The organism is Chryseobacterium sp. ERMR1:04, from assembly GCF_001297705.1.
GTDB lineage: Bacteria > Bacteroidota > Bacteroidia > Flavobacteriales > Weeksellaceae > Chryseobacterium.
Genome location: NZ_LIRF01000005.1, coordinates 567,625 through 589,914 on the forward strand (window position 1 = coordinate 567,625; position 22,290 = coordinate 589,914).

14 protein-coding genes and 1 pseudogene are annotated in these 22,290 nt (G+C 37.8%); 9 read left to right on the top strand and 6 right to left on the bottom strand.

Annotated features, from left to right (window positions below; translation table 11 throughout):
* Nucleotides 1-119: 119 nt before the first annotated feature.
* From AMQ68_RS12885 to AMQ68_RS12895, 3 genes are all read left to right on the top strand, one after another.
* Complete coding sequence (locus AMQ68_RS12885) at nucleotides 120-893, top strand: AraC family transcriptional regulator (protein ID WP_054511028.1); 774 nt, start codon at nucleotides 120-122, stop codon at nucleotides 891-893.
* Nucleotides 894-1,039: 146 nt separating this feature from the next.
* On the top strand, nucleotides 1,040-2,569 hold the full coding sequence (locus tag AMQ68_RS12890) for a DoxX family protein (protein ID WP_241775122.1): 1,530 nt from the start codon (nucleotides 1,040-1,042) through the stop codon (nucleotides 2,567-2,569).
* Between the two features lie 24 nt (nucleotides 2,570-2,593).
* A complete protein-coding gene (locus tag AMQ68_RS12895; RefSeq protein WP_054511029.1) occupies nucleotides 2,594-2,848 on the top strand; it encodes a DUF6520 family protein in 255 nt (84 codons plus the stop codon).
* 42 nt (nucleotides 2,849-2,890) lie between these two features.
* On the opposite strand, the gene AMQ68_RS12900 is transcribed toward AMQ68_RS12895, so the two are convergent.
* From AMQ68_RS12900 to AMQ68_RS12925, 6 genes are all read right to left on the bottom strand, one after another.
* Nucleotides 2,891-5,371, bottom strand: a complete 2,481-nt coding sequence (locus AMQ68_RS12900; protein WP_054511030.1) for a S9 family peptidase — start codon at nucleotides 5,369-5,371, stop codon at nucleotides 2,891-2,893.
* Entirely contained in the window at nucleotides 5,358-6,746 is a 1,389-nt protein-coding gene (locus AMQ68_RS12905) for a RagB/SusD family nutrient uptake outer membrane protein (RefSeq protein ID WP_071254796.1), read from the bottom strand. The genes AMQ68_RS12900 and AMQ68_RS12905 overlap by 14 nt, the downstream gene beginning before the upstream one ends.
* 2 nt (nucleotides 6,747-6,748) lie before the next feature.
* Complete coding sequence (locus tag AMQ68_RS12910) at nucleotides 6,749-9,826, bottom strand: SusC/RagA family TonB-linked outer membrane protein (RefSeq protein ID WP_071254799.1); 3,078 nt, start codon at nucleotides 9,824-9,826, stop codon at nucleotides 6,749-6,751.
* A 148-nt stretch (nucleotides 9,827-9,974) separates the two neighbouring features.
* Nucleotides 9,975-10,865, bottom strand: coding sequence for a FecR family protein (locus AMQ68_RS12915; RefSeq protein WP_054511033.1), 891 nt, complete (start codon nucleotides 10,863-10,865; stop codon nucleotides 9,975-9,977).
* 90 nt (nucleotides 10,866-10,955) lie between these two features.
* On the bottom strand, nucleotides 10,956-11,483 hold the full coding sequence (locus AMQ68_RS12920; RefSeq protein WP_054511034.1) for a sigma-70 family RNA polymerase sigma factor: 528 nt from the start codon (nucleotides 11,481-11,483) through the stop codon (nucleotides 10,956-10,958).
* A gap of 80 nt (nucleotides 11,484-11,563) precedes the next feature.
* Complete coding sequence (locus AMQ68_RS12925; RefSeq protein WP_054511035.1) at nucleotides 11,564-12,328, bottom strand: LexA family transcriptional regulator; 765 nt, start codon at nucleotides 12,326-12,328, stop codon at nucleotides 11,564-11,566.
* Between the two features lie 77 nt (nucleotides 12,329-12,405).
* On the opposite strand from AMQ68_RS12925, the pseudogene dinB reads away from it, so the two are divergent.
* The 6 genes and pseudogenes from dinB to AMQ68_RS12955 all read left to right on the top strand — a co-directional run bounded on the left by dinB (nucleotide 12,406) and on the right by AMQ68_RS12955 (nucleotide 22,253).
* A pseudogene (gene dinB, locus AMQ68_RS12930) lies at nucleotides 12,406-13,562 on the top strand (DNA polymerase IV).
* Between the two features lie 8 nt (nucleotides 13,563-13,570).
* Nucleotides 13,571-16,624: a DNA polymerase III subunit alpha gene (locus AMQ68_RS12935; RefSeq protein ID WP_054511036.1), complete on the top strand. Its 3,054-nt coding sequence runs from the start codon at nucleotides 13,571-13,573 to the stop codon at nucleotides 16,622-16,624.
* A gap of 599 nt (nucleotides 16,625-17,223) precedes the next feature.
* A complete protein-coding gene (locus tag AMQ68_RS12940; protein ID WP_054511037.1) occupies nucleotides 17,224-19,335 on the top strand; it encodes a type VI secretion system Vgr family protein in 2,112 nt (703 codons plus the stop codon).
* Nucleotides 19,336-19,339: 4 nt separating this feature from the next.
* A complete protein-coding gene (locus AMQ68_RS12945; RefSeq protein WP_054511038.1) occupies nucleotides 19,340-20,287 on the top strand; it encodes a hypothetical protein in 948 nt (315 codons plus the stop codon).
* Between the two features lie 90 nt (nucleotides 20,288-20,377).
* On the top strand, nucleotides 20,378-20,641 hold the full coding sequence (locus AMQ68_RS12950; protein WP_054511039.1) for a hypothetical protein: 264 nt from the start codon (nucleotides 20,378-20,380) through the stop codon (nucleotides 20,639-20,641).
* Nucleotides 20,642-20,801: 160 nt separating this feature from the next.
* Nucleotides 20,802-22,253, top strand: a complete 1,452-nt coding sequence (locus tag AMQ68_RS12955; protein WP_123905694.1) for a hypothetical protein — start codon at nucleotides 20,802-20,804, stop codon at nucleotides 22,251-22,253.
* Nucleotides 22,254-22,290 lie beyond the last annotated feature (37 nt).

A 22,290-nucleotide genomic window follows, 5' to 3' on the forward strand; every position in this document is an offset into this window, starting at 1 on the left:
CTGAATTTTCATGTCTCATTATATAATTCTCATTTGTATGATTTATTTTTGATTTTTTGTAATAAATAGTTTAAGTTTACTTTTTATTTAGTTTTTGTCTCAAACTAAAATAACGGCTCATGAATATCTTTCTACTGTCTATAATTGACAAAAGCATTGAAGGAGCGATGATCAGGTTTTCGCAACTCCCAATAAAATCATCCTTGCTGAATAGTAATCATCTTGAAGTGCTTGGTAATTCAGTTAAAAAGATTGTGGATACCTATATTGGTTTTTTCAAAAGTGTCAATATTGCTCCTTTTCAATATCATTATAATACCAGCAGAATTGAAAAGAGATTTGAACTCGCCGTAATAAATAAAAAACCGCTTGACGGTATTGGTAAAAAACTCCTTAGTTTAGTTACTTTCCCAATCGACACAGCGGTCATACCAGTAAATCTTCACCTGCACCAGTCTAGCAGGATTTATCTATATACTGGAATTGGTGTTTTTGAGAGTATGAATAACACAATTGTGTTTTTTCTTTATGAGTTATCTATCTCTGATGACCTCATACGGTATACGCCTACATCTCTGCGTTACCTGGATGACATATTAACTCGAGATGACCTTTCAAAGTTTAAATCGCTACGGGAACTGGCAAACAGCATAGGCAAGAACTACAATAGGTTCCAGCAAGATTGCAGAGAATATTTTAGGGATACTTTTCATCAATTTCAGAACAAAATCAAGATGATGAAGGTTTTAGAAGATGTGATTTTAAGTGATTTAAGTTTGAAAGAAATTGCTTATAAAAACAATTTCGCAGATTATAACAGTATGTATGCGATGTTTCGGAAAAAGTACAATTTTCCCATTCATTCTATTCCAAGATTAATGATAGAAATTTAGTCAATATTCCCGATCATTACGTTTTACCATGTTTTCGATACTTTTTTCAGTGTTTTTGATACTTTTTCCCATGTTTTTGATACTATTTACTGTTTTTATTTAAAATTTATGTAGTGAGATTTACATCAGGAAATTAAATCACATCCATGATGAGAAAATCTATTACTCTCTTGCCAGTTATAGCTGCTTATTTTTTTGTTCTGCTGTTCTTTTACGCCAGCATCAGCAAAGTGTTAGATTTTGAAAATTTTCAAGTACAGTTGGCACAATCTCCACTACTGAGCGCATATGCTGGATTTATTTCTTATGCTGTTATCATAACTGAACTTGTCATTTGCCTTTTGCTTTGCTTTCCGGAAGCCAGGCTTATTGGCTTGTATGGTTCTTTAAGTTTGATGTCGGCATTTACGATATATATTTACCTTATACTTAATTACAGTGATTTTGTGCCTTGCTCATGCGGCGGCATTCTTGAAGAACTAGGCTGGACCGAACACTTGATTTTTAATGTTTTCTGTATTCTCGTTTCGCTTATTGGTATTTATGTTTTGAGTAATTTAAACTCAGTAAGCAAATTCAGAACAAGCGTTAGTGCATTGGGGGCTAGTCTCCTTTCTGCTGGAGTTGTTTTAAGTTTATTTTTATTGTCCGAGGATATTATAAAAAAAGAAAACAACTTTACCAGGCGCTATCTTAATCATCCGATTGTAGAAGATAAACAGTATAATCTTAAGTTTAATTCCTATTATTTTGCAGGATCATCGAATGGAAAAATATTTCTGGGAAATCATACAGCTCCTAAAATACTCAGTGTTTTAGATGTAATTACTGGTGTTATTACGGCATTCAAAGTCGAGCCAGATGAGGTTGGATATACTTTTCGCGCATTAAAATTCAGGGTGAAACCTCCTTACTTCTATTTGTATGATGGCTCAGTACCGATTATTTACCGTGGCAAGCTTGGTGAAACCGACGCAAAAACAATAAGCTATCGTGATGGCTATTTTGATGAAATGGTCGTCATGGATAGCAGCCTTTTTGCCATTCGTACGCAAAGCAGCACAAATAAAAAGCACATATTAGGAACTATAAATGTTAGTAAGGGCGTTTTACCCAGGCTATTTATAAGTGACCAACTACTAGAAAAACAACAAGATGGCATTTTTGATTCAGATGGTCAACTGGTTAGTGATGATAGAAATCCGGATAACTGTTACTATGTCTATTCCTATCGTAACCAAATTTTATCAATTGATAAAGGCCTGAATTTGTTACGAAGACAGAACACTATTGATACCAATTCGAAGGCAAAAATCAAAGTGATGCAGCTATCGGATGGTAAACGCAAAATGAGTGCTCCGCCTGTAATAGTCAATAAGAAAACTGTGGTTCACCAAAATCTTCTTTTTAACGAATCCGGAGTGATCGGGAGATATGAACAGAAAAAGCAATGGAGAAATTCTTCGATTATCGACATTTATAATGTTCAGGAGCCGTCTTATGTTGGTAGTTTTTATGTGCCGCATAATGGAAAAAATAAGATGTCTCATATGCTTGTTTCAGATAAATACCTATTTGTACTCTCGGGAACCATGCTTATAAGATATCACTTTACAAAAAACATGATACAAAAGTTCAAAAACGGGGGAAGCCGAAAAACCGTTTACAAAGAGTAGGCATTAACTTCAAAACTTTACATTATGAAAAGGTTTAAAAAAATCGTGTTACCAGTAGCTATTGTTATGATTGCTGCTTTAGGTGCTTTTGCTACCAACTCAAGCAAAAAAACGGCTATGCATGACGGCTACCGCTACGATGAATTAAGTGAAACTTGTGTGAATACACAGATTCAGTGTAGTGACGTTCCTAGTTCGTTCATTTGTACGGATGGTTCTGCAAACCAGCTACGCCAAATCAGTGGTACAAGTTGCCCTGATTTATTGTTCAAACCTTAAAAAAGAAAGGTGTCCGTAAACTTCGGACACCTTATTTATAGACTAAAACCAGGAAGGGCGCATAGAGCCTTTAAGATAATAGTCGAACCATTGCATAAATCTTGTTGTAGCCTCTTTCTGATGCTCTTTCCGTACGATCGCGTGACCTTCCCTTGGAAATAATAATAATTTGGAGTCTTTTTTTAGGCTTTTCATGGCAATAAACATTGCAACACTCTGATTCCAGTTGACGTGATAATCTTCTTTGCCTGCCCAAAGTAGCAGGGGAGTGTTAATTTTCTCCACATGGAAAATCGGATTGTTTTCATAATAAACCTCTTTAATGTCATAGAATGAACCGGAAAACCGGAAACTCTGATCAGTATACCTGTAAATCTCAGGACGGAGCCAGTTCTGATTGAGAGAAAAATACGAAGCCGTAATATCTGATAAGGAGGCCCCGCTGATGGCCGCTTTGAAAATATTGGAATGAGAAACGAGATAATTAACCTCGAAGCCACCAAAGGAATGACCAATAATGCCTATCCGGTTTAGATCAATATTGTAGAATGAAGCTGCCGTTTTTATTGCTGTTTCTACACAGGATAATGCAGACTGGCCGGGTTCATCTTTCTTGTAAACAATGCGGGGCAATAAAATAATGTAACCATTCATCGCTGAAAGGGACCTGTTAAAACCGTTCTGGCCGTAATAGCTTGGGTAAACAAAATCTTTGTAGCCTTTGGCTTCATTCTCATAAATCCTTACGATCATAGGATACTTCTTTGATGCGTCATAATCTGGGGGCAGTATTACTCCACAATAGTCTGATTCTCCATCTTTATTTTTCCAAAAATGAACTTTTGTGCTGGGGAAAAGTGAGGGCTCAAAATTTTCCTTATTGCTGTAATATGTTGTTTTTTTCTTTTTCGAATTAATATTATACAGTTTTAGAACATAGGGCTCATTTCCATTTTCTGTTACGTAGGTAACCATATTTTCTGCATATACCAATTGACTGATCGTATTTGCACCGAGCGACTCAATGACATCAATTTTCTGATCTTTATAGACCGCTAGACCTTGCATGGAGCCATCATCCTTGCTAATATCAAGCAGTAGAAAATTTTCGCCTATTTCATTAAAATTGGTCCATTTTAATCTTTCCACTGGTTCATTAATACTGTTATTAAGTATTCGATAGGAAATATGACTGTCAATGGAATGGGTGAGCCTAATTGCTTTATTGATTACCAAATCATATTCCCAAATATTATTTTCATCTGTCAAAAATACTTTTTTGTTGTCGTGGCTTAGAAACAGCCTGCTTATTGCAAGGGTTACTTTTTCATTCAGCCTGTTAAACTGATAAAAATTTGTAGATAAGCCAGCAGTTAGGTTAACCTCTTTTCTCTTATCATAATCGTACATCCACCAATCTTTGTTTTTAAAATAAAACAACTGGTTAAACTTTTTAGACACATGGAAATATTGACCGCTTATATGTTGCGCAGTAAAAATAGTTTCACCACTCTTCAGGTCTCTGAGCCTGAAAGTTGGAGATGCAATCTCCTCGGTGAAATCATCGTTTTCCAGGTCGTAGAAATCTAAAACCACTTTATTGTCAAAAATAAGAGAACTGCGTGTTGCCCCAAAAATAGGAGGGTTTTCGTACTTCGCAGAAGTATTTACCTCGAAAATCAGATCTGTGTAGCCTTCGATCTTATTTTTCATAATTTTAGGCTTTATCCCTTTATCTTCTGAAGACCAGACTTCAATAGAATCTGAGTTCTTAACGTTTTTAAAAGGCTGTTTGGAAGCACTTAGATAGCCAGAGTCAAAAAAATTGTAGCGGGAATAAGCTGCGAACGCTGCCGGAAGTTCTTTCTCCAGTTGAAGGTGGCCTTCGAAATCATAAAACCTTGCAATTGTTATACTATCTCGTGTCAAAATTTGTTTAAAAAGTTTTTCATCTATGCTTACTTCTTCCTTTAATACGCTCCAGCGCTGAAAATTATCCACAAGGATTTTTTCTTTTAGTGTTTTTAAATTGAGAAGGGAGACTACATTTTTCTTTCTGATCCATAAATTCCCGTTTGTTATTGTTAATTTTTCAACGTTCGCTGTTTTATATCGAACCAGCCCTGAATTATCTACAACCAAAATCTCCTTTGCTGTTGTTGTCAGTATAGTATTGCTCGTATCTGAATCATGGGTGAAACCCGAAATTTGCTGAAACTGAAATTCTTCCTGCTTTTTCAAGTTTCTGATGAAAACGGTATTATCCTTATTCTTTAGTATCAAAACCTTATCATCAAGATATACCTCACCTGGATTTCTGAAGATGGTCGTTTTTAAAGTAGCGCCATTTTGCAAAACACCTTCCTGTTCCCCATCATCATAATGTTTTACAAAATATATCCAGTTACCATTTTTGGTCACACTTTTATTAAAGACCTGATACCATTGGGAGTTCTGCCCAGATAAAAGTTGAGCAAATACTAAATAGGTAAAAAGGGCAATGCATGATCTAGTAGCCTTCATTTTGCGGTTTAAGATTTTGGTTAATTAAGAGTTCTTGTTCCGGCAGTGGCAGATTTCTGAAATAGGTTTTCCAATTGGATTTTAGGGGTAAAATCTTCTGGTCTAAAAGGTCTTTTCTTTTCAGGTCAAAAAATCGATGTCCGAATTCAGTGAAAAGCTCATGTTGTCTTTCATTAAGGATGGCTAATCGCAACTGGGTCTGGGATGATGAGCTATCTCCCTGTAAACCGGCTTTTGAGCGTATAACGTTGAGGTATATCTTAGCCTGCGCGGAATTGCCCATCTCATTTTCTGCTTCCGCCAATATCAGATATGCTTCTTCAATACGGAAAACGATGGTGTACTCAACAGAAGCAGCTGTTTTATTATTCTGCTTGTATTTATAAGGATGATAAAAAGTACTTTGGCCGTTAGAAACTTCTTTAGTCCATTTAAGCTTCCGTAAATCTCCATTCTCAAAAGAGCTCATAAAACTTGAAGAGAGCACAGCATTTGGCGGTGGCAGTGTTTGGAAAATAAAATACTGCCCCTCTAAAGTATTTGCTGCTACCTCAACAGGCATAAATTGAAGTACAGCACTTTTGGAATCTTTGAGGAAGGCCATGTCCAAATTTTGAACAACGGAATAATCGGGATTTGCGATCACCTTTAAAGCATAATCTTTTGCCATTGCCCAATTATTTCGATAAAGGTAAGCTCTGGAAAGAAGCAATTGTGCCGTGGATTTATTGGCTCTTGTCCGCCCAGTGCCGGGATAGCTGTTACCAAGTTTTGATTCGGATGATAATAAATCTTGAATCAAAAGATTATAGACTTCCGAAGCTGATTTTTTTGGAATATTTTGGTTAATAATATAGTTTGTTGACTGTACATACGGAATTTGGTCATATAGATTCACAAGATAAAAGTGTAGAAGGGCCCTGATAAAGAAAGCTTCACCCAAAAGTTGGTTTACTGTAGCTGGGTCAAGATAGGAGCTATTTTCCTGTACGCCTTCAATGATATTATTTACGGCATATATCTGCTGATATGCATTGGTCCAAAGACTGCTGACAGCTAAATTATTGGGCTGAATGCTTAGTTCGTAAAAAGTCCGAAAGTCTGTCTGCTGGGCAGTGACAGATGTCAGCTCGTCAGTATAGCATCCCAGTAAATAATTCATCCCTGAAGTATCTCCCGTAAGGATGCCTTTAGATCTTAAATTTGTGTACACATCGGTTAGTGCAGCAGTTGCCGTTTCTTTGTTTCTGAATACTGTTGTCTGTGATATTTGGTTTTTGGGATCATCAAGTTCCAAAAAATTTTCACAGCTGATTGCTGTCATTGTAAGGGCAATAAGTATCAGGATTAGGTAGTATTGTATATAATTTTTCATGATCAGAATTTTAGTGTGACATTGAATGAATAGGTTTTGGCAAATGGAAGATAAATTCCTTCGGCTTCTGGAGATAGTCCTTTGTAGCGGGTTATGGTAAATAGATTTTGGCCTTGAAGTGTCAATATCATGGATAACTCCTTAATGGGAACTGTATAGGATAACTGCAGGTTGTTAAGCCTTATAAACGAAGCATCAACAATAACCGCATCGCTGCTTTGATATAGGCTTTGTGCTTTAACAGCATTAGAATTTAGTCCCGTAGTCGGCAATTGGTAGCTGCCATTAGTATGCTCAGGAGTCCAGTAATCCAGCATATAGGTCGGTATGTTTCTCATTGATCCAATTGCGGGCAATGAGTAATCAAGACTATAGAGACTTTGTTTTGCAAACTGTAAAAGGAACCCTAAGGATATTTTTTTGTAGGAAAACTGTCCGGTAAGTCCACCATAAAGTCTGGTGCCATATTTTACTGTTTTTGTACGGTCGTTGATATCAATTTTTCCATCGCCGTTAAGATCGGTAAATTCGTAGATACCTGTGGTTGGATTTATGCCTTTAAACTCGTAAACTTTCTTAATATTCATGGATTCTCCCACGATATATGAATTTGCATAAGAAGTAGATGCGATATTATCGAAAGCGAGTAATTTACTTCTTGGTATACTAAGGTTTAGTGAGGTACTCCATTTAAAAGGTGTTTTTTGAATAGGTGAAAAACCAAGATCGAATTCAAACCCTGAATTTTGCACTGTCGCCGGAAAATTACTTAGTATTGTAGGGAATCCTGTAGTAGCTGGCAAAGGAAATCCTACCAATTGGTTAGAGGAACGGTTTTGGTACCATGATGCGGTAAGAGATATTCTATCTTGAAGCAAGCCCAATTCTAATGCAGTCTCTAATTTTTTTGTTTTCTCCCAGCTGAAATTCGGATTGTATAAACGGGAGGGGTAGAGTCCTGTATTCCCGTCATAAAGCGTAGATGAAATGGTATAGGTATTTAGGAATTGGTAGTCTCCAATAAGATCACTACCAGCAACCCCATAACTTCCTCTGATTTTGCCAAAACTTACTACTTTATTATCTTTTAAAAATTGTTCTTTTGAAAATATCCAGGCAGCTCCAACAGCACCAAAATTTGCAAAACGGTTGTTGGAACCAAATCTGCTTGAGCCGTCCCTTCTAGCCGTTAAGTTAACAAAGTACTTGTTAAGGAAGCCATAGTTGAACCTTCCAAAAACAGCCATATATCGATAACCTGTTTCGGTGTCCTCATTCACTTTTTGAACTTTTGCATTTGAAAGATTATATATCAGCTCATTGGAGGTGAAATCACTGCCTTGTATGCGAAACAATTCTTCGTTTTTTGATTCAAATGTTGTACCCAGCAAAGCATTAAACTGGTGTTTTTCCGATTTTTTTGTCCAATGAAGCTGGGGTTCTAAAATCCAGCTGTATTTATTTACATCTCCGAAATAGATGACCGAATTTCGGCTTGTTCTGCCAAGGCTCGGATTGGAAGCTGTGGAGGGATTTGTTCGCACTTCCTTTTGGTTAGTATTGGTGTATCCGCCGTTTAGTTTGAAGGTAAAATCTTTTGATATTTTGTATTCTGAAGTTAGCTGAACGTATAGGGTATATATCTTAGCTTTATATTCATTGTTCAGCTTGGCGACTGGGTTGGCGAAAGTATTGTTTGCCCAGTTAAGCGTACCATCTGGCAGGTAAATGGCGGGAGCGTTTGGCGTGAGAAAGATTTGATTGGTAAGATCAGATTCAAAGAGGTTATTTCTTTGAAAAGAATACAAAACTGTTGGACTGATCTTAAATTTTTTGTCTTTCGACTGATGGGTGGCGCTGAAATCAATACCCATCTTTTGATATCGGAAACCATTTCCATAAGCGGTAGATTGTTCGAGATGGTTCACGTTCATAAAAAAACGAGTAAGGTCATTACCACCGCTGACAGAAAATTGTGCTTGTTGGCTTAGAAACGTTTTCCCTATAAATTGTTTGTACCAATCTGTATAACGGTTTTGGTCCCATGTTCCGTTTAGGTCAAAGGCATTGGCCGGATAATTCGTACTACCATCATTTTTATATGCATCTTTTCGCATCTGCAGATATTGTTCGGTATTGGCCAGTTCTAAAAAACGGCTTGCTTTACTGACAGAAGTATTCAGGTCAAGAATATAGGAAGTACCCTGACCTTTTCCCTTTTTTGTGGTCACCAATACTACTCCGTTTGCTCCTCTTGAACCGTATATGGCTGTCGCATCTGCATCTTTCAATACTTCAATACTTTCGATGTCGTTCAGGTTTAAGGCATTGAGGGGGCTTGCTTCGCCTTTTGTGATCATTCCGTTTGATAAAGCGCCTATAGCATTGGATTGGCTGTTGGTGGGCACCCCATCGATAACAATCAGTGGAAAACTCCCATCATAACGTAAGCTGTTTTTACCCCTGATCTGAACATCAAAGCCACCACCTGGCACTCCGCTGTTTTGGGTTATGTTGACACCAGACATTCTTCCCTGTAAGGTAGAAAGGACATTGTTTACAGGCTGGTTCTCTATTTCTTTTGCTGTCACCTTAGCAATACTTCCGGTGCGTTCTTTATCCTTTACAGCATAATAACCCGCATTCAGTGTAATTTCCTCGATTTTGGTTTCCCTAATAGAAAACGCTATGGTATCTTTACTTTTTTGCTGTATAGCCAACTGGGGAGTACTTTCCTCAATATCTGAAACAGCAGATACTTTCTTGATTTTCTGCCGGATTATAATGATATTATTAAAGATAAGTCCCTCAAAAGGTAAGCCTTTTAGTATTTTATTAACGCAATCTACTAGGCTTTCATTGCTGCATTTTACTCCCTGAATCTTATACTTTTCTAGCTCATCAGTAGAATAAGCATATGATTTGATCTTATTTTCAACCAGAAAGCTTTCAATTGCTTCCGCGGCTGAAATTTTTCCAGCCAAATAATTGACCTTCATTTTAGAAAGGTCTTGTTGCTGTCCTCTGAATAGACTTATCCCCAATATTAGGAATAGGACAGCCGTGCAAATATTTTTCATATTTTTGCATTGTATTAAAATTAGTAACTCAGTGAAGATTTTGTTTATTAGTTTGGTACGTGACCGGCGGTGGGACCCGTCGGTCTTTTTGTACTTCGCTTACAACTATCTATCAGGTATCATGGCTGGTGTCATCAAGCACCATAGCCTATTTTTCCAGTTCAAAAATTGAATCATTTTTTTGTTTTATATTTAAATTAAGCTGTATTGCAAGTGATTGTATAAGTGCTTCAGCAGTAGCATTAGGAAGGCTTAAGGTGATTTTAGCATTTTCCAGATCTTCGGGATAGTGTAGTGTTATCCCATAGGTTTTTTCTATAACCTTTACCACATCACTGATAGGGCATTTATCGAATGTAAAGGCTGCGGATTTATCTTTTATGGGTGCAGACTTCTTGTCCACTGTTTGGGTAACAGAAGCGACTTGGGGAATCCCCAAATTGCTGAATGTTTGTTGAGGTTTCAATACGATAGGCTCTTTGGAACGCCCTTGTTGGTAGACCATTACTTTTCCTTCATACAGATCAACATTGAAAGTCTTGCCATCTTGCGTTACCTTAAAAACAGTTCCGAGTACTTTTGTTTCATATCCTTTTCCATGAACAATAAATGGATGTTCCTTTGATTTTGCCACATGAAATACTGCATTACCTTCCAGAAAAACATCTCTGGTATCAGCAGGAAATGATTTTTCAACGGTCAGTTTACCGCCTTGTGCAAGGATTACAACAGAGCCATCAGCAAGTTTAATTTCAGAATTTTGTAGTTTGGCCAAATAAACATCAGGTTTGAAAGTGGCGTTGTAACCAATTAAACCAGCAATAGCCAACATAATTGTTGCAGCAACAGTACTGTAGATTCTTAATCTCCTCAGTTTCTTTTTTCGTTCGTACGTATCTATTTTACGATACAAATTTTCAAAGAAATGGTTTTCTTTTTCAGGCGTGAGCGATTTAACAGGGTTATTGAGAATATCTTCCCAAATCTCTCTGTCTTCTTTATTGTCAAAATGGGGCAATTGGTTGTCTTTCTCTTCCATAATATCAGGGCTATATTATATACTCTGAAGAAATAGGAAAAAGGACAGTGATTTTAGGTAAAGATTAACTCTTTTTAAGACTATTTAACTTTAATTAACGGTTTTGTGGCGGTTTTTGAGAAAGGACATTGCTTCTAAGATGTGATATTTAACTGTGCTTTTTGGAATATTTAATTCAAGGGCAATCTTTTCCTGAGTAATGCCTTCGAGTTTATGCATTTTAAATATTTTCCTACGTAATGGAGGGATTATAAGCACAATGCTTTGTTCAAGTTCGGTCAGCAAGCGGTCTTTATTTTTGGCTGAGTTTAGCTCATCAAATGAAGTATCTGCCAGATTGGAAGAAATATTTTCACGGGGAGGCTGTTTTTTTGAAGCTCTGTAATATTCAGCTATCTTATCCTTACATGTGGTAAAGATAATGTTTGCAGTATTTGTACTGCCCAAGCTTTTCTTGTATATCCAGAGGTGCATAAAGACATTTTGCAACACATCGAGTGCATCTTCTTCATTCTGTATCTTTTTAGAAATAAAAGAAAATACCTGATGGTTGTATTGGTGAACAAGGTTTTCATAGGAACCTTTTTCCGTGTTGATATGTCGGCGAGACAATTTCACATGGTCGTTTTTAGTTATTACAAATTTATATTTTTTTTAAATACGAAATTAAGTCTGTGCTTCCCATAGTTGGGATGGACTTATGGTTTTAAATGTTTTTCAATTCTGTTTAGATCCTGTTTAATGGAAAGGAACATTTCTTTGGTACTGTTGTCTGTAAAATCTAAAATATCATAATCTTTGAGCAGGCTATACTGATATTCCCAAACTTGAAGAAGGTCGTAGGCAGAAATTTCATAGGGTTCAAAATAGGTGTTATCTGATTTAACCCAGATAGAATTTTCTTCAATACTGGTCAGTTTCTTATAAACAAAACCACCTCGTGTTATAAGCAGGTATTTTTTCCCTACTTTCATTTCACTGATTTGTTCAACATACTTACCAATGATATAGGTACCATCCTTGAAGGGGGGCATGGAATCACCTTCGGCGGGGAATCCCCGATATATGCCATTGCGCAGGAATGGGAGAGAAATGTGTTGGAGTCCGCCTATATATTCTGGGTCGCTAAATCCGTTAACATAGCCCATCTGCGCCTTATAAGGCACTATTTGTATTTTATTTTCCCCTGTACTGTCCACGGTAATGGGTAGTAAGATCCGGTTGTCAGAAAGTTTCATCAAACTTTCTAAGGGATATTTTCTTAATTCCAATGTCAGCAAAAGATCTATACTTACTTTAAAATACCTGGATATTCTGACCAATGTATCATTTGGTGGCTGTGCATGAGCACTTTCATATTTCTCATAAGCACCTCGTGAGATCAAAAGTGCATCTGCAACTTTCTGTTGAGAAAGTTTAGTCTGCGCCCTGAGATATCTTAAGTTTTCTGATAAAATTGACATTGCGATAAATATGAGCAACAAAGTTAAGTCTTTTTGCTAAATATATTAGCAATTTTGTTGAGTAAAAATGAAGTGAGATGGAAAGAGCAATAGTACATATGGATTTGGACACGTTTTTTGTGTCCTGTGAACGAAAGAATAATTCGGAACTAATTGGTAAGCCTATCATTATTGGCGGGGAGAGCGGGGCGTCGTTGCATCCTGTTCTTACGAAAGCCGTTATTTTGGGGTACGGTCTGCTATGCCGATAAAAATGGCTTTGAAACTTTGTCCAGAAGCCAAAGTGATGAAAGGGGATATGGATCTATATTCTAAAATGTCCCACGAAGTCACTGAAATTATCGGGGAAAAAGTGCCGTTAATGGAAAAGGCAAGTATAGATGAGTTTTACCTCGACTTGTCGGGAATGGATAAGTTTTTTGGATGTTATCAGTGGACACAGGAAATTGCATCATCGGTAACCAAAGAGACAGGGCTTCCGATCAGTTTTGCCCTTTCCAATAATAAAACGGTTTCAAAAATTGGCACAGGGGAAGCTAAGCCAGATGGTCATATGGAAATAAAGGAAGCCATGATCAGACCTTTTTTAAATCCATTATCCGTGCGGAAAATTCCAATGGTCGGTGCGGAAACCTATAAATTGCTTTCCCGTATTGGAATCAGGACCATCCGAACCCTTTCGGAAATGCCAACGGATGTACTTCAAAAAATACTGGGAAAGAACGGACTGGAACTTTGGAGGAAAGCCAATGGAATTGACGACACCCCGATTATTCCATATTCGGAGAGAAAATCTATCTCATCGGAACATACCTTTTCTCAAGACTCGATTGACATTATAAAAATCAAGTCCTTGATAACAGGAATGGCAGAGCAACTTGCCAATCAGCTGCGTGCGGAAAAATGGCTTACCTCAACCATTGTAGTTAAAATCCGTTATTCCAATTTTGATACTGAGACCAAACAATGCCGTGTAAGTTACACCTCGGCAGATCACACCATTTGTAAATATGCCCTAGAACTTTTCGAAAAGATTTATAGCCGCAGAATGCGTATTCGGTTGATTGGGTTAAAACTGGCTGGCTTGGTGCATGGCGAATACCAAATGAATCTTTTTGAGGACACACAAGAGATGATGAGCCTTTATCAGTCAATGGACAACATTAAAAATCGGTTTGGGAAAAACGCAGTGGGTCGTGCCTCTGGGTTTAATTTTCAAAGCGCTGTTAAATAACCATTGTTATGTATCTTAATTGCCATACTTTCCACAGCCTGCGCTACGGAACAATTTCTGTAGAAGCCTTGGTACAGTCTGCCTCGGAATTGGGACTGGAAACACTATGCCTGACCGATATTAATACGGTCACAGCTATTTATGAGTTTTATAAATTGTGTAAGCAGGCAAATATAAAACCTGTTGTGGGCATGGAAATCAGAGAGGATGATGAACTGCTGTATATTACGCTGGCCAAAAGTGCAGAAGGTATAGCGGAGATCAACCAGATGTTGACCTCTTTTAACTGTGATAATATTCCACTACCAAAAACCAATCCTATTTTTAAAAATGTAATCACTATTTATCCGGTTGAAAATATACCCGAAATCTTTTCAGAGAACGAATACATTGGAATCCGGCCTGAGCAACTGAATCTTTTATACCGCGCGGAATGGAAACGCCTCTTGCATAAAATGGTGGTTTTGCAGCCTGTTACCTTTCAAACGAAACAGGAATATAACCTTCACCGTGTACTAAGGGGTATTGCTTTCAATACAATAGGAACAAAATTGGAATCTCATCAATATTGCAGAGAGGATGAGGTTTTAAAGCCGCTAAATGAACTCTTGAACCGCTACCAAGACTATCCACAGATTACTGAGAATACCAAAAATATTCTTGACGGGTGTAGTTTTGAATTTGCGTTTTCCACTCCAAGAAATAAAAAACACTATACCGGAAGCAAGGAAGAGGATTTGAAGCTCATTACCCGCTTAGCTTATGAAGGATTGGCGGAAAGATATGGGCTAAATGACGATGTTGCCAACAGGCGCGTGGAGAAAGAATTGAAAGTTATAGATGAACTTAATTTTTGCGGTTATTTTCTGATTACCTGGGATATCGTACAATACAGCAATTCAATGGGCTTTATGCACATTGGAAGGGGGAGTGGAGCCAATAGTATTATTAGTTATTGCCTTGGTATTACCAACATCTGTCCGATAGAACTTGATCTGTATTTTGAACGGTTCCTGAACCTGAACCGGAAAACGCCACCCGATTTTGATATTGACTGGAGCTGGCAGGAACGTGATACTATTTTAGAATATATTTTCAAAAAATATGGCAAGAACCACGTGGCCTTTTGCGGAACAAATGTTGAGTTTAAATACAAATCTATTTTTAGAGAGGTTGGAAAAGTATTCGGTTTACCGAAAGCAGAATTGGATGTGCTGGCTACTCAGCCTGAAGCAAACCATGATAAAAATTCTGTGGTCAAGCAAGTTTATAAGTATGGAAAGATGATGGAGAAATTTCCTAATCAAAGGAGTATGCATGCCTGTGGGATACTGATATCAGAAGAGCCGATTACCAATTACTCCGCACTGGAGATGCCTCCAAAGGGTTTTCCTATTGTTCAGTTTGATATGCATGTTGCAGAGGATATAGGGCTAGAAAAATTTGATATTTTATCGCAAAGGGGTATTGGTACGATCAATGATGCTGTGAAACTCATAAAAACAAATAAAGGGATTGATGTTGACATAAGAGATAACCACCTTTCCAAAGATGAAAAGGAGTGCAATAAATTTTTGAGCCAGGGTAAAACCATTGGCTGTTTTTATATCGAATCGCCCGCCATGCGTGGTCTGCTCCGACGATTGAAATGCGATAATTATAAAGTGCTGGTCGCGGCATCCTCAATCATCCGGCCTGGGGTTGCGCAGAGCGGAATGATGAAGGAGTATATTTTCCGGCACAACAATCCCGATCAGTTTGAATATTTCCATCCTGTATTCGAACAGCAGTTAGGGGATACATACGGGATTATGGTGTACCAGGAAGATGTGATTAAGATTGCCTTGCATTACGGCGGACTACCGGCTGCAGATGGCGATGTTTTACGCAGGGCCATGAGTGGCAAGGGCAGGTCGCTTGCCGCGCTACAAAAAGTAAAAGATCACTTTTTTGAATCCTGCAACAAGCTTGGGCATCCTGAAAATTTAAGTACAGAAGTGTACCGTCAGATTGAATCTTTTGCGGGATACTCTTTTTGTAAAGCGCATTCTGCATCCTATGCGGTGGAGAGTTATCAGAGCCTTTACCTCAAAGTTTACTACCCGATAGAATTTATGGTTGCAGCGATCAATAACGGGGGAGGTTTTTACCGCACAGAGGTTTATGTTCACGAAGCACGGATGTCGGGTGCTAATATCTTACCTCCTTGTGTCAACAAAAGTGACTGGGAAACTACACTGTACGGAAAGGATGTGTATTTAGGCTTTATGCATCTGCAAGCGTTGGAAACTAAAACAGCTTTATTGATTACCGCTGAGCGAAATCAAAATGGTAGTTTTAAATCACTGGAAGACTTTATTAAACGGATTCCAATAGGGGTAGCTGCCATGCAGATCCTTATATTTATCGGTGCTTTCCGTTTTACGGGAAAGCAAAAAAATGAACTTCTGCTGGAAGCCAGAATGCTGCTAAACGATTTTAAGCCGGAAAGAAGGATGGCGGCATTGTTTGAGGAACCCGTAAAAGAATATCAGTTTCCTGAACTCAAAAGAGCAGTTTTCGAGGATGCCTTTGATGAAATTGAACTTTTGGATTTTCCTGTTTCCTGTAACCCTTTTGATCTGCTGGTCACAAAGTACAGGGGTTCGGTAATGGCTAACAATCTTGTACAATATCATAAGAAGCAGATTAAGATGCTGGCGTACCTGATTTCACGTAAACACGTCCCTACTAAAAGGGGAACCATGTATTTCGGAACATGGATTGATGCAGAAGGCAATTATTTTGATACCGCCCATTTTCCCGATTGCCTCGAAAAATACCCGTTTAAGGGTGGGGGCTGTTATCTACTACTTGGAACCGTAGAAGTAGATTTTCATTTTCCAACCATTACCATTATTAAAATGGAAAAAATGCCATTTATTCCTGATCCGAGGTATGCTTATGATAATGATAAACAATATGAAGCGCACCAACGAATTAAGGAGGATGTAAGCATGACGCATAGATTGCCCTATCCGCAGGAACATGAAATTGGATTGGCCAGAATGAAAATGGATTAGAAATTTTAATCATTTTCATTCCCTGATCATGATTTTTTTTAATCTTAAATACACTAAAAAAGATTTTTAATCTATGATATTTCTGGTTTCGTTAAACTGGGTCATAAACCATCATCATACTGACCTAACGGCTGTTAGTAGTAGAATTACTACAGAATCTCAAATATTACTAAAAAAATGGAGTGGTTTAAAAATATAGTTTATCTTTATTACGAAAATCACCATAGCACGAAATATTAACTGTTAAAAGTTTTAAAATTATGATAAACTAAAAAGTAATTTAGATCTGAATAGGAGTACAATCAACAGTCTTATCAAATGATTTACTCCTTGAGTTTTATAATTAGTCAAAAAATATCGCCCCTGATATTCGGACTAAGAAGTCTCCCCGCCTGGAAACCAATAGCTCAACAATCAACAGACAAAATCAAGATACTTACAGATTCACTCGCTTAGGGTTTATCCTGGTTTTTTTGTCCTAAGAAAATTAAGCTAATTCAATTAAATATGCAGCCGTTATTACAGGTATAATCTGTACTGCAATTATATTTTAAGGATTAATTTCCTTGCACATAAACACAATAAGAAAAAATTATGCGATGTTTCAAAATAGTAAATCATCAAAAGATCAAGTTCCTAAACTTGGCCAAAGTTCTGATCCAATCAAACAGGTAACTGAAAATATTGGAAAAGAAACTTTAAATAAAATAGATCAGAAATTATCCGATAAAGTTCAGAAGACCGGGCAGACAATAAACCAGGCACAAACATATTCCAATATGTTTATGAATCAGGTCATCCAGCCCAACAATCCATCCATAACACCAGATAAAGTTTGGAAGAATCAGCCTGTCTCCAAAATACATAATGCCAAGGCGATTGCCGAAAATCAAATTTTAGGGATTAACCGTGTGGTTAAGCTAGAAATTGTCATTGAAGGTAAGGTAATAAAGCATTTCAAACATTTCAAATTAAAACAGAGTGCTGTAAAACACCATGAATTCAGTTTGATGCTGGCTCATGATACATTGGGCAGTGCTGAAAATCATAATCTTGAAGAGGCCCAAAATTTTTTGGGAAAACGAATTACCGTAATTTTTAAATATAAAGATGTAGAAGATGGCCCAGAAAGGAATTTTGTTGGCGTGATTACACAAGTTGGTTTCAGTCAGGAAAAAGGCAGTTTAGGGAATATTCTTCTTCACGGCTTTAGCCCTACTATTTTGCTGGATGCTGCGCCTCATATTCAAAGTTTTGGTGGCAAACAGGAAATCAGTCTCAACAGCCTTGCAGATCAGGTAATCAAAGAAGGATTGGGAGCAAGCAAATTTGACTTCAGGGTAAATGCACAGCATGGAAATATCTCTTATAGCTCGCAATATGAAGAAACCCATTATAATTATCTGGCAAGAATAGCCGAAGCTTATGGCGAGCAGTTCTTCTATGACGGTGAAGTATTGCATTTCGGGAAACTGCCACCGCAGGAAAAGCCTGTTAAGCTTACTTATGGCAGCACTGTAAATGATGTAAATATTATGATGAACGTGCAACATGTAAATCCGACTTTTTATGGTTATAACAGCAGCAAAAATGAAAAACTAGAAACTGGAAATTCAAAAATCAGCCATACATCAGACATCGCAAAACGTGCTTACGAAATATCAGAAAAAACGTTTTCGACACCTTCTTTAAGGGTAGCGCCTATAAAAGCATCTTCATTTATGGATATTGATGCTTCACAAAAAGGTACCGCCGGTAGTAAAGCCTCAGAAGTTTTTATAACCTCAGGAACTTCTACCATTCCATTTTTATACCCAGGTTGCATTGCAGATATTGAAATGCGCAAATCGGATAGTAACGAAACTAGCTATTTTACAAAACTTATGATTATAGATGTTAATCATGAAGTAGATGCAAGGGGTTACTATACCGGAACATTTGAAGCGATTGCATCAGATACCGGTTTTATCCCCCGTCCGGAGTTTCATGTACCTAAAGCAGAACCACAATTTGCAAAAGTTATATCTAATACCGATCCACAAAACCAGGGGAGAGTGCAGGTAAAGTTTGACTGGCAGAACGGAGATAGCATATCAGAATTTATCCGCGTGATGACGCCCGATGCCGGAGGCAGTGATAAGGTAAGTAAAAACCGAGGCTTTATGGCTGTTCCCGAAGTTGGAGATCAGGTCATCGTTAATTTTGTTCATCAGCATCCCGACCGACCGTTTGTAATGGGTGGCATGTTTCACGGTGGAGTTGGCGGCGGCGGCGGACAAAATAATAACGTAAAAAGTTTGAGCAGCCGAAGTGGAAATAAACTGGAACTGAATGATGGCGAGGGGTCTGTATTCCTGACCGATCAGGGCGGTGCCAATATGAAATTTGACGGTAAAGGAAATGCAACAACAAGTGCAAATATCAGTCATCATGTAACCGCCGGAAATAAGCATTCTACGAACGTTGGAAAGGGTCAAAGCGTATTAACTATGGGCGATGATGGTGTTATAGATCTGAGTGGAACCTCAAAGGTTATTTTAAAAGTTGGAAGCAGTACTATAACAATAGATGGCGAAAGTATTACCGTGAAATCTAAAACAGTAAATGTTGAAGGAACCTCTACCACTAATGTAGGAAAAGCCAAAGGAAGCCCTGGAATGATCGTGACAAGCGAAGTGAAAATTACCGGTAAAGATGTATTTATAAATTAAAAGTATGATAAACGATAAAAGAATCAAGATAAGACAACCCTTTAGGGATCAATATACACTTTCCATTGATGCTGAGGTAAATGCAATAGAATCTACTATCCTTTCTACAGTTGAAATACGATATGATTTTCAAGTGCTGAGCATAAAGGAAGATTTTGTAGAAGTAAGGCTTTTGGTGCTGGAAAGCAAAGTGGTAAAGGCAAATAATCCAATGGTTAAGGAGGTGGCACAGGTAAGCCAGGTTTTTGGGCGGATGTATAATGAACTGCACCTGCAAATAGCGCCGAGTGGCAAAGTACTTAAAGTGCTTAACACCGATTTTATTTTATCAAAATGGGCAGAGACCAAAGCAGAAATACAGAAACATATTTCAGGAAACGCAGAATTGGAACAAGCCATAACCTTACATGATGAAATTTTTAATAATGCTGATAAGGTGATGATCGCGGTTCAGGCCAACGAATTTTTCGCCATGTATTTTGGACATGTATATGATACCGATTTACCAGCGGCTAAAAAGATTTTTGGTACTAATATTTTTAATACCGCAAATCTGGAATGGAACCTTAAATCAGAATGTAATTCAACATTACCTGTTAAGGGCAAAGAAACATTGATTGTTAATACCAAGGCTTATCCGCAGTTGCCACTAAGTGATGGCTTTTGTAATGCTGCTTATCATCAATTTAAAGACAAAATTAAAATTGACCCTGTTCAGATCAAGATGATACAGGATGAGGAGCGTTTAGTAGAATATGAAAGCGGAAGACTAAGAAGATCTGATGTAAGTAAAATGGAGGAAGTAAATCCCGAAAAGCTATATCATAAATTTAAGTTTACGATGTTGAGCGATGGAGAAAAACAAACGCTTAAAAAAAACAAACACACCGAAAATGAGACAAAAGCTGCACCAGAAAATGATGAAAAAATATATGGCGTAAGATGGTCATGATATATACCCTGAAAGCATTTGTCAGAACAGTTAAATCAAGGGGTTTATCTAAAGTGAAAATAGAAAGGATTCGGATTTAAAAATATAATTATGAAACCTGCACATACAAAAAAATCATTTTTATACCCAGGAAAAAAATGGGAAAAGACTTTCCAGATATGGCGTATCAGTATTCGGATTGGGTTAACTAGAGATTTTGATACTTCGTCATTTTTTATTGAAAAGAGTTTTAAAAAAGGAGAGCACATCTTTCTTCGTCAGCATGTTTTTCAAAAAATATACAACGGAGACAAGATAAGATTGGCACATCATACACGAAAGCAAATATTGAAAAAAGTAATAAGTGGGCAATAAAAGAATCACTGAGAACGACTTTTGGCAGTGTACAAATGGCGCTGTACCCGCACAGCTGCAAGGCTCCAATAAAACCACCAAAAAAGCATCAGGAGAAAAATATATAACTGTAAACGATAAAGTAACCAGTAGTTGGATAGATTTTGGCTGTACTAAGCTCATGCTAATATATGCACTATTGGCAGCAGCTGTAGTTGTAATTGCCGCAATGACTGTAGCTACAGGTGGAGCAGCGCTGATCGCATTAGGTGCACTTGCTGGTTTAGCGGGTGCTGCCTGGGGAGCAGTTGTAGGCAGTATGCTCTGTGGCCATCTGGGTGCCAAAATAAGAAAATGGGTAGAAGTACCTAAAGCTAACAAAACTGTAATCCAGGGAATAACGCAGGTAACAGGTGATTTCAAAATGACTTGCATGATACCTGGCGGAATAGTTACCTTCAATCCTAAAATTAAAAGCTGGAATCAGGCAATTGCATTGGGTGCGTCCAATTATTTGGGAAAACTAATGGAGGGAATGATGGCTGGTGCTGCCGTAGGTATGGCAGGCGCATTATGGGCGGGAGGTGCATCGGCGTTTACAAGTGGCGGAATAAGAGGGATTGGACAGGCTGCTTGGCAATTTGCGAAGAGTTGCCCTATGAATATTGTGAAAAACATTGCGGCTTCCTTTGGGTATGCTGGCGCTGGAGCAAGCACAACAGCAGTGTGGACAACGGTTGGTACAGCAGTTGGTTTACGTACTGCTACTGCGACACAGGCTGGTTTAGGGCATTATGGTAATACTGGAGAATCGGGATGGGGAGCTGCGGGAACAGGTGTTTTTGCAATGGAGACCGGTATGTACGAATCTGGGCAGAATATGGCCGGCTCTGCATTAGGATGGAAAAAGGAGGATGGAACAGGATATTCCACAAGCTGGCAGGATGTTGCGGGTATGGCAATGCTTTTATCACCAGTACATAAGGCACCAGAAGAGCTGACTAGTAAGACAGAGCCAAAGAATAAAGTTGAAGAATCTGTAAAAGATGGTGAAGGTAAAAAGACTGATAAAGAGCAAACTGTTAGAGATGGCAATGTAACGGAAAACCAGGATAGTGAGCCAGCAGGCGAAAGAGAGGCATTCGAGATGAATGAAAGTGTCAGAGTTACTCCTGAAAGTTTGGGAATTGGTTTATTAAAAGACAGTCCGATTTTACTAGATATATACCATGCAACTTTAGAGAAGATGGCTAATTCTCCAAAAGATAATATTTACAAAAGATATATTGAAGCAAAAAATAATAATTTTGAAGGAATGACAAGGGAACAAATTCAAAAAATGTGTACAGATGTATGGAAAAATACAAGAAAAGAATTTGGCAAAGAAGCGAGAAGTAGAGGTATTACAATTGAAGGCGAAGTTCACCACTGGAATTATCCAAAATATGATAATCCTCATGATGTTTTAAATCCAAACCAATTAACTGAACCTGTTTCTCGTGATGTCCATCAACAAGCTCATGAACAAACAACATCTGACCCATCAAAAATTTGGGAAGGTCCAATTAGTAATGATCATGCTATTGTTCCTGAACCGTATAATTTACCACAACCCCGTCCAATTTCCCCTTAAAATATTAGTTTAGTTATGAAATTTTGTTTAAATTTAA

Excerpts from the sequence above, each read along its gene's own strand:
- AMQ68_RS12910 (WP_071254799.1), bottom strand. The coding sequence starts at position 9,826 with ATGAAAAATATTTGCACGGCTGTCCTATTCCTAATATTGGGGATAAGT.
- AMQ68_RS12915 (WP_054511033.1), bottom strand. The coding sequence starts at position 10,865 with ATGGAAGAGAAAGACAACCAATTGCCCCATTTTGACAATAAAGAAGAC.
- AMQ68_RS12940 (WP_054511037.1), top strand. The coding sequence starts at position 17,224 with ATGTTTCAAAATAGTAAATCATCAAAAGATCAAGTTCCTAAACTTGGC.
- AMQ68_RS12900 (WP_054511030.1), bottom strand. The coding sequence starts at position 5,371 with ATGAAGGCTACTAGATCATGCATTGCCCTTTTTACCTATTTAGTATTT.
- AMQ68_RS12905 (WP_071254796.1), bottom strand. The coding sequence starts at position 6,746 with ATGAAAAATTATATACAATACTACCTAATCCTGATACTTATTGCCCTT.
- AMQ68_RS12890 (WP_241775122.1), top strand. The coding sequence starts at position 1,040 with ATGATGAGAAAATCTATTACTCTCTTGCCAGTTATAGCTGCTTATTTT.
- AMQ68_RS12895 (WP_054511029.1), top strand. The coding sequence starts at position 2,594 with ATGAAAAGGTTTAAAAAAATCGTGTTACCAGTAGCTATTGTTATGATT.
- AMQ68_RS12925 (WP_054511035.1), bottom strand. The coding sequence starts at position 12,328 with ATGTCAATTTTATCAGAAAACTTAAGATATCTCAGGGCGCAGACTAAA.
- AMQ68_RS12945 (WP_054511038.1), top strand. The coding sequence starts at position 19,340 with ATGATAAACGATAAAAGAATCAAGATAAGACAACCCTTTAGGGATCAA.
- AMQ68_RS12950 (WP_054511039.1), top strand. The coding sequence starts at position 20,378 with ATGAAACCTGCACATACAAAAAAATCATTTTTATACCCAGGAAAAAAA.
- AMQ68_RS12885 (WP_054511028.1), top strand. The coding sequence starts at position 120 with ATGAATATCTTTCTACTGTCTATAATTGACAAAAGCATTGAAGGAGCG.
- AMQ68_RS12935 (WP_054511036.1), top strand. The coding sequence starts at position 13,571 with ATGTATCTTAATTGCCATACTTTCCACAGCCTGCGCTACGGAACAATT.
- AMQ68_RS12955 (WP_123905694.1), top strand. The coding sequence starts at position 20,802 with ATGCTAATATATGCACTATTGGCAGCAGCTGTAGTTGTAATTGCCGCA.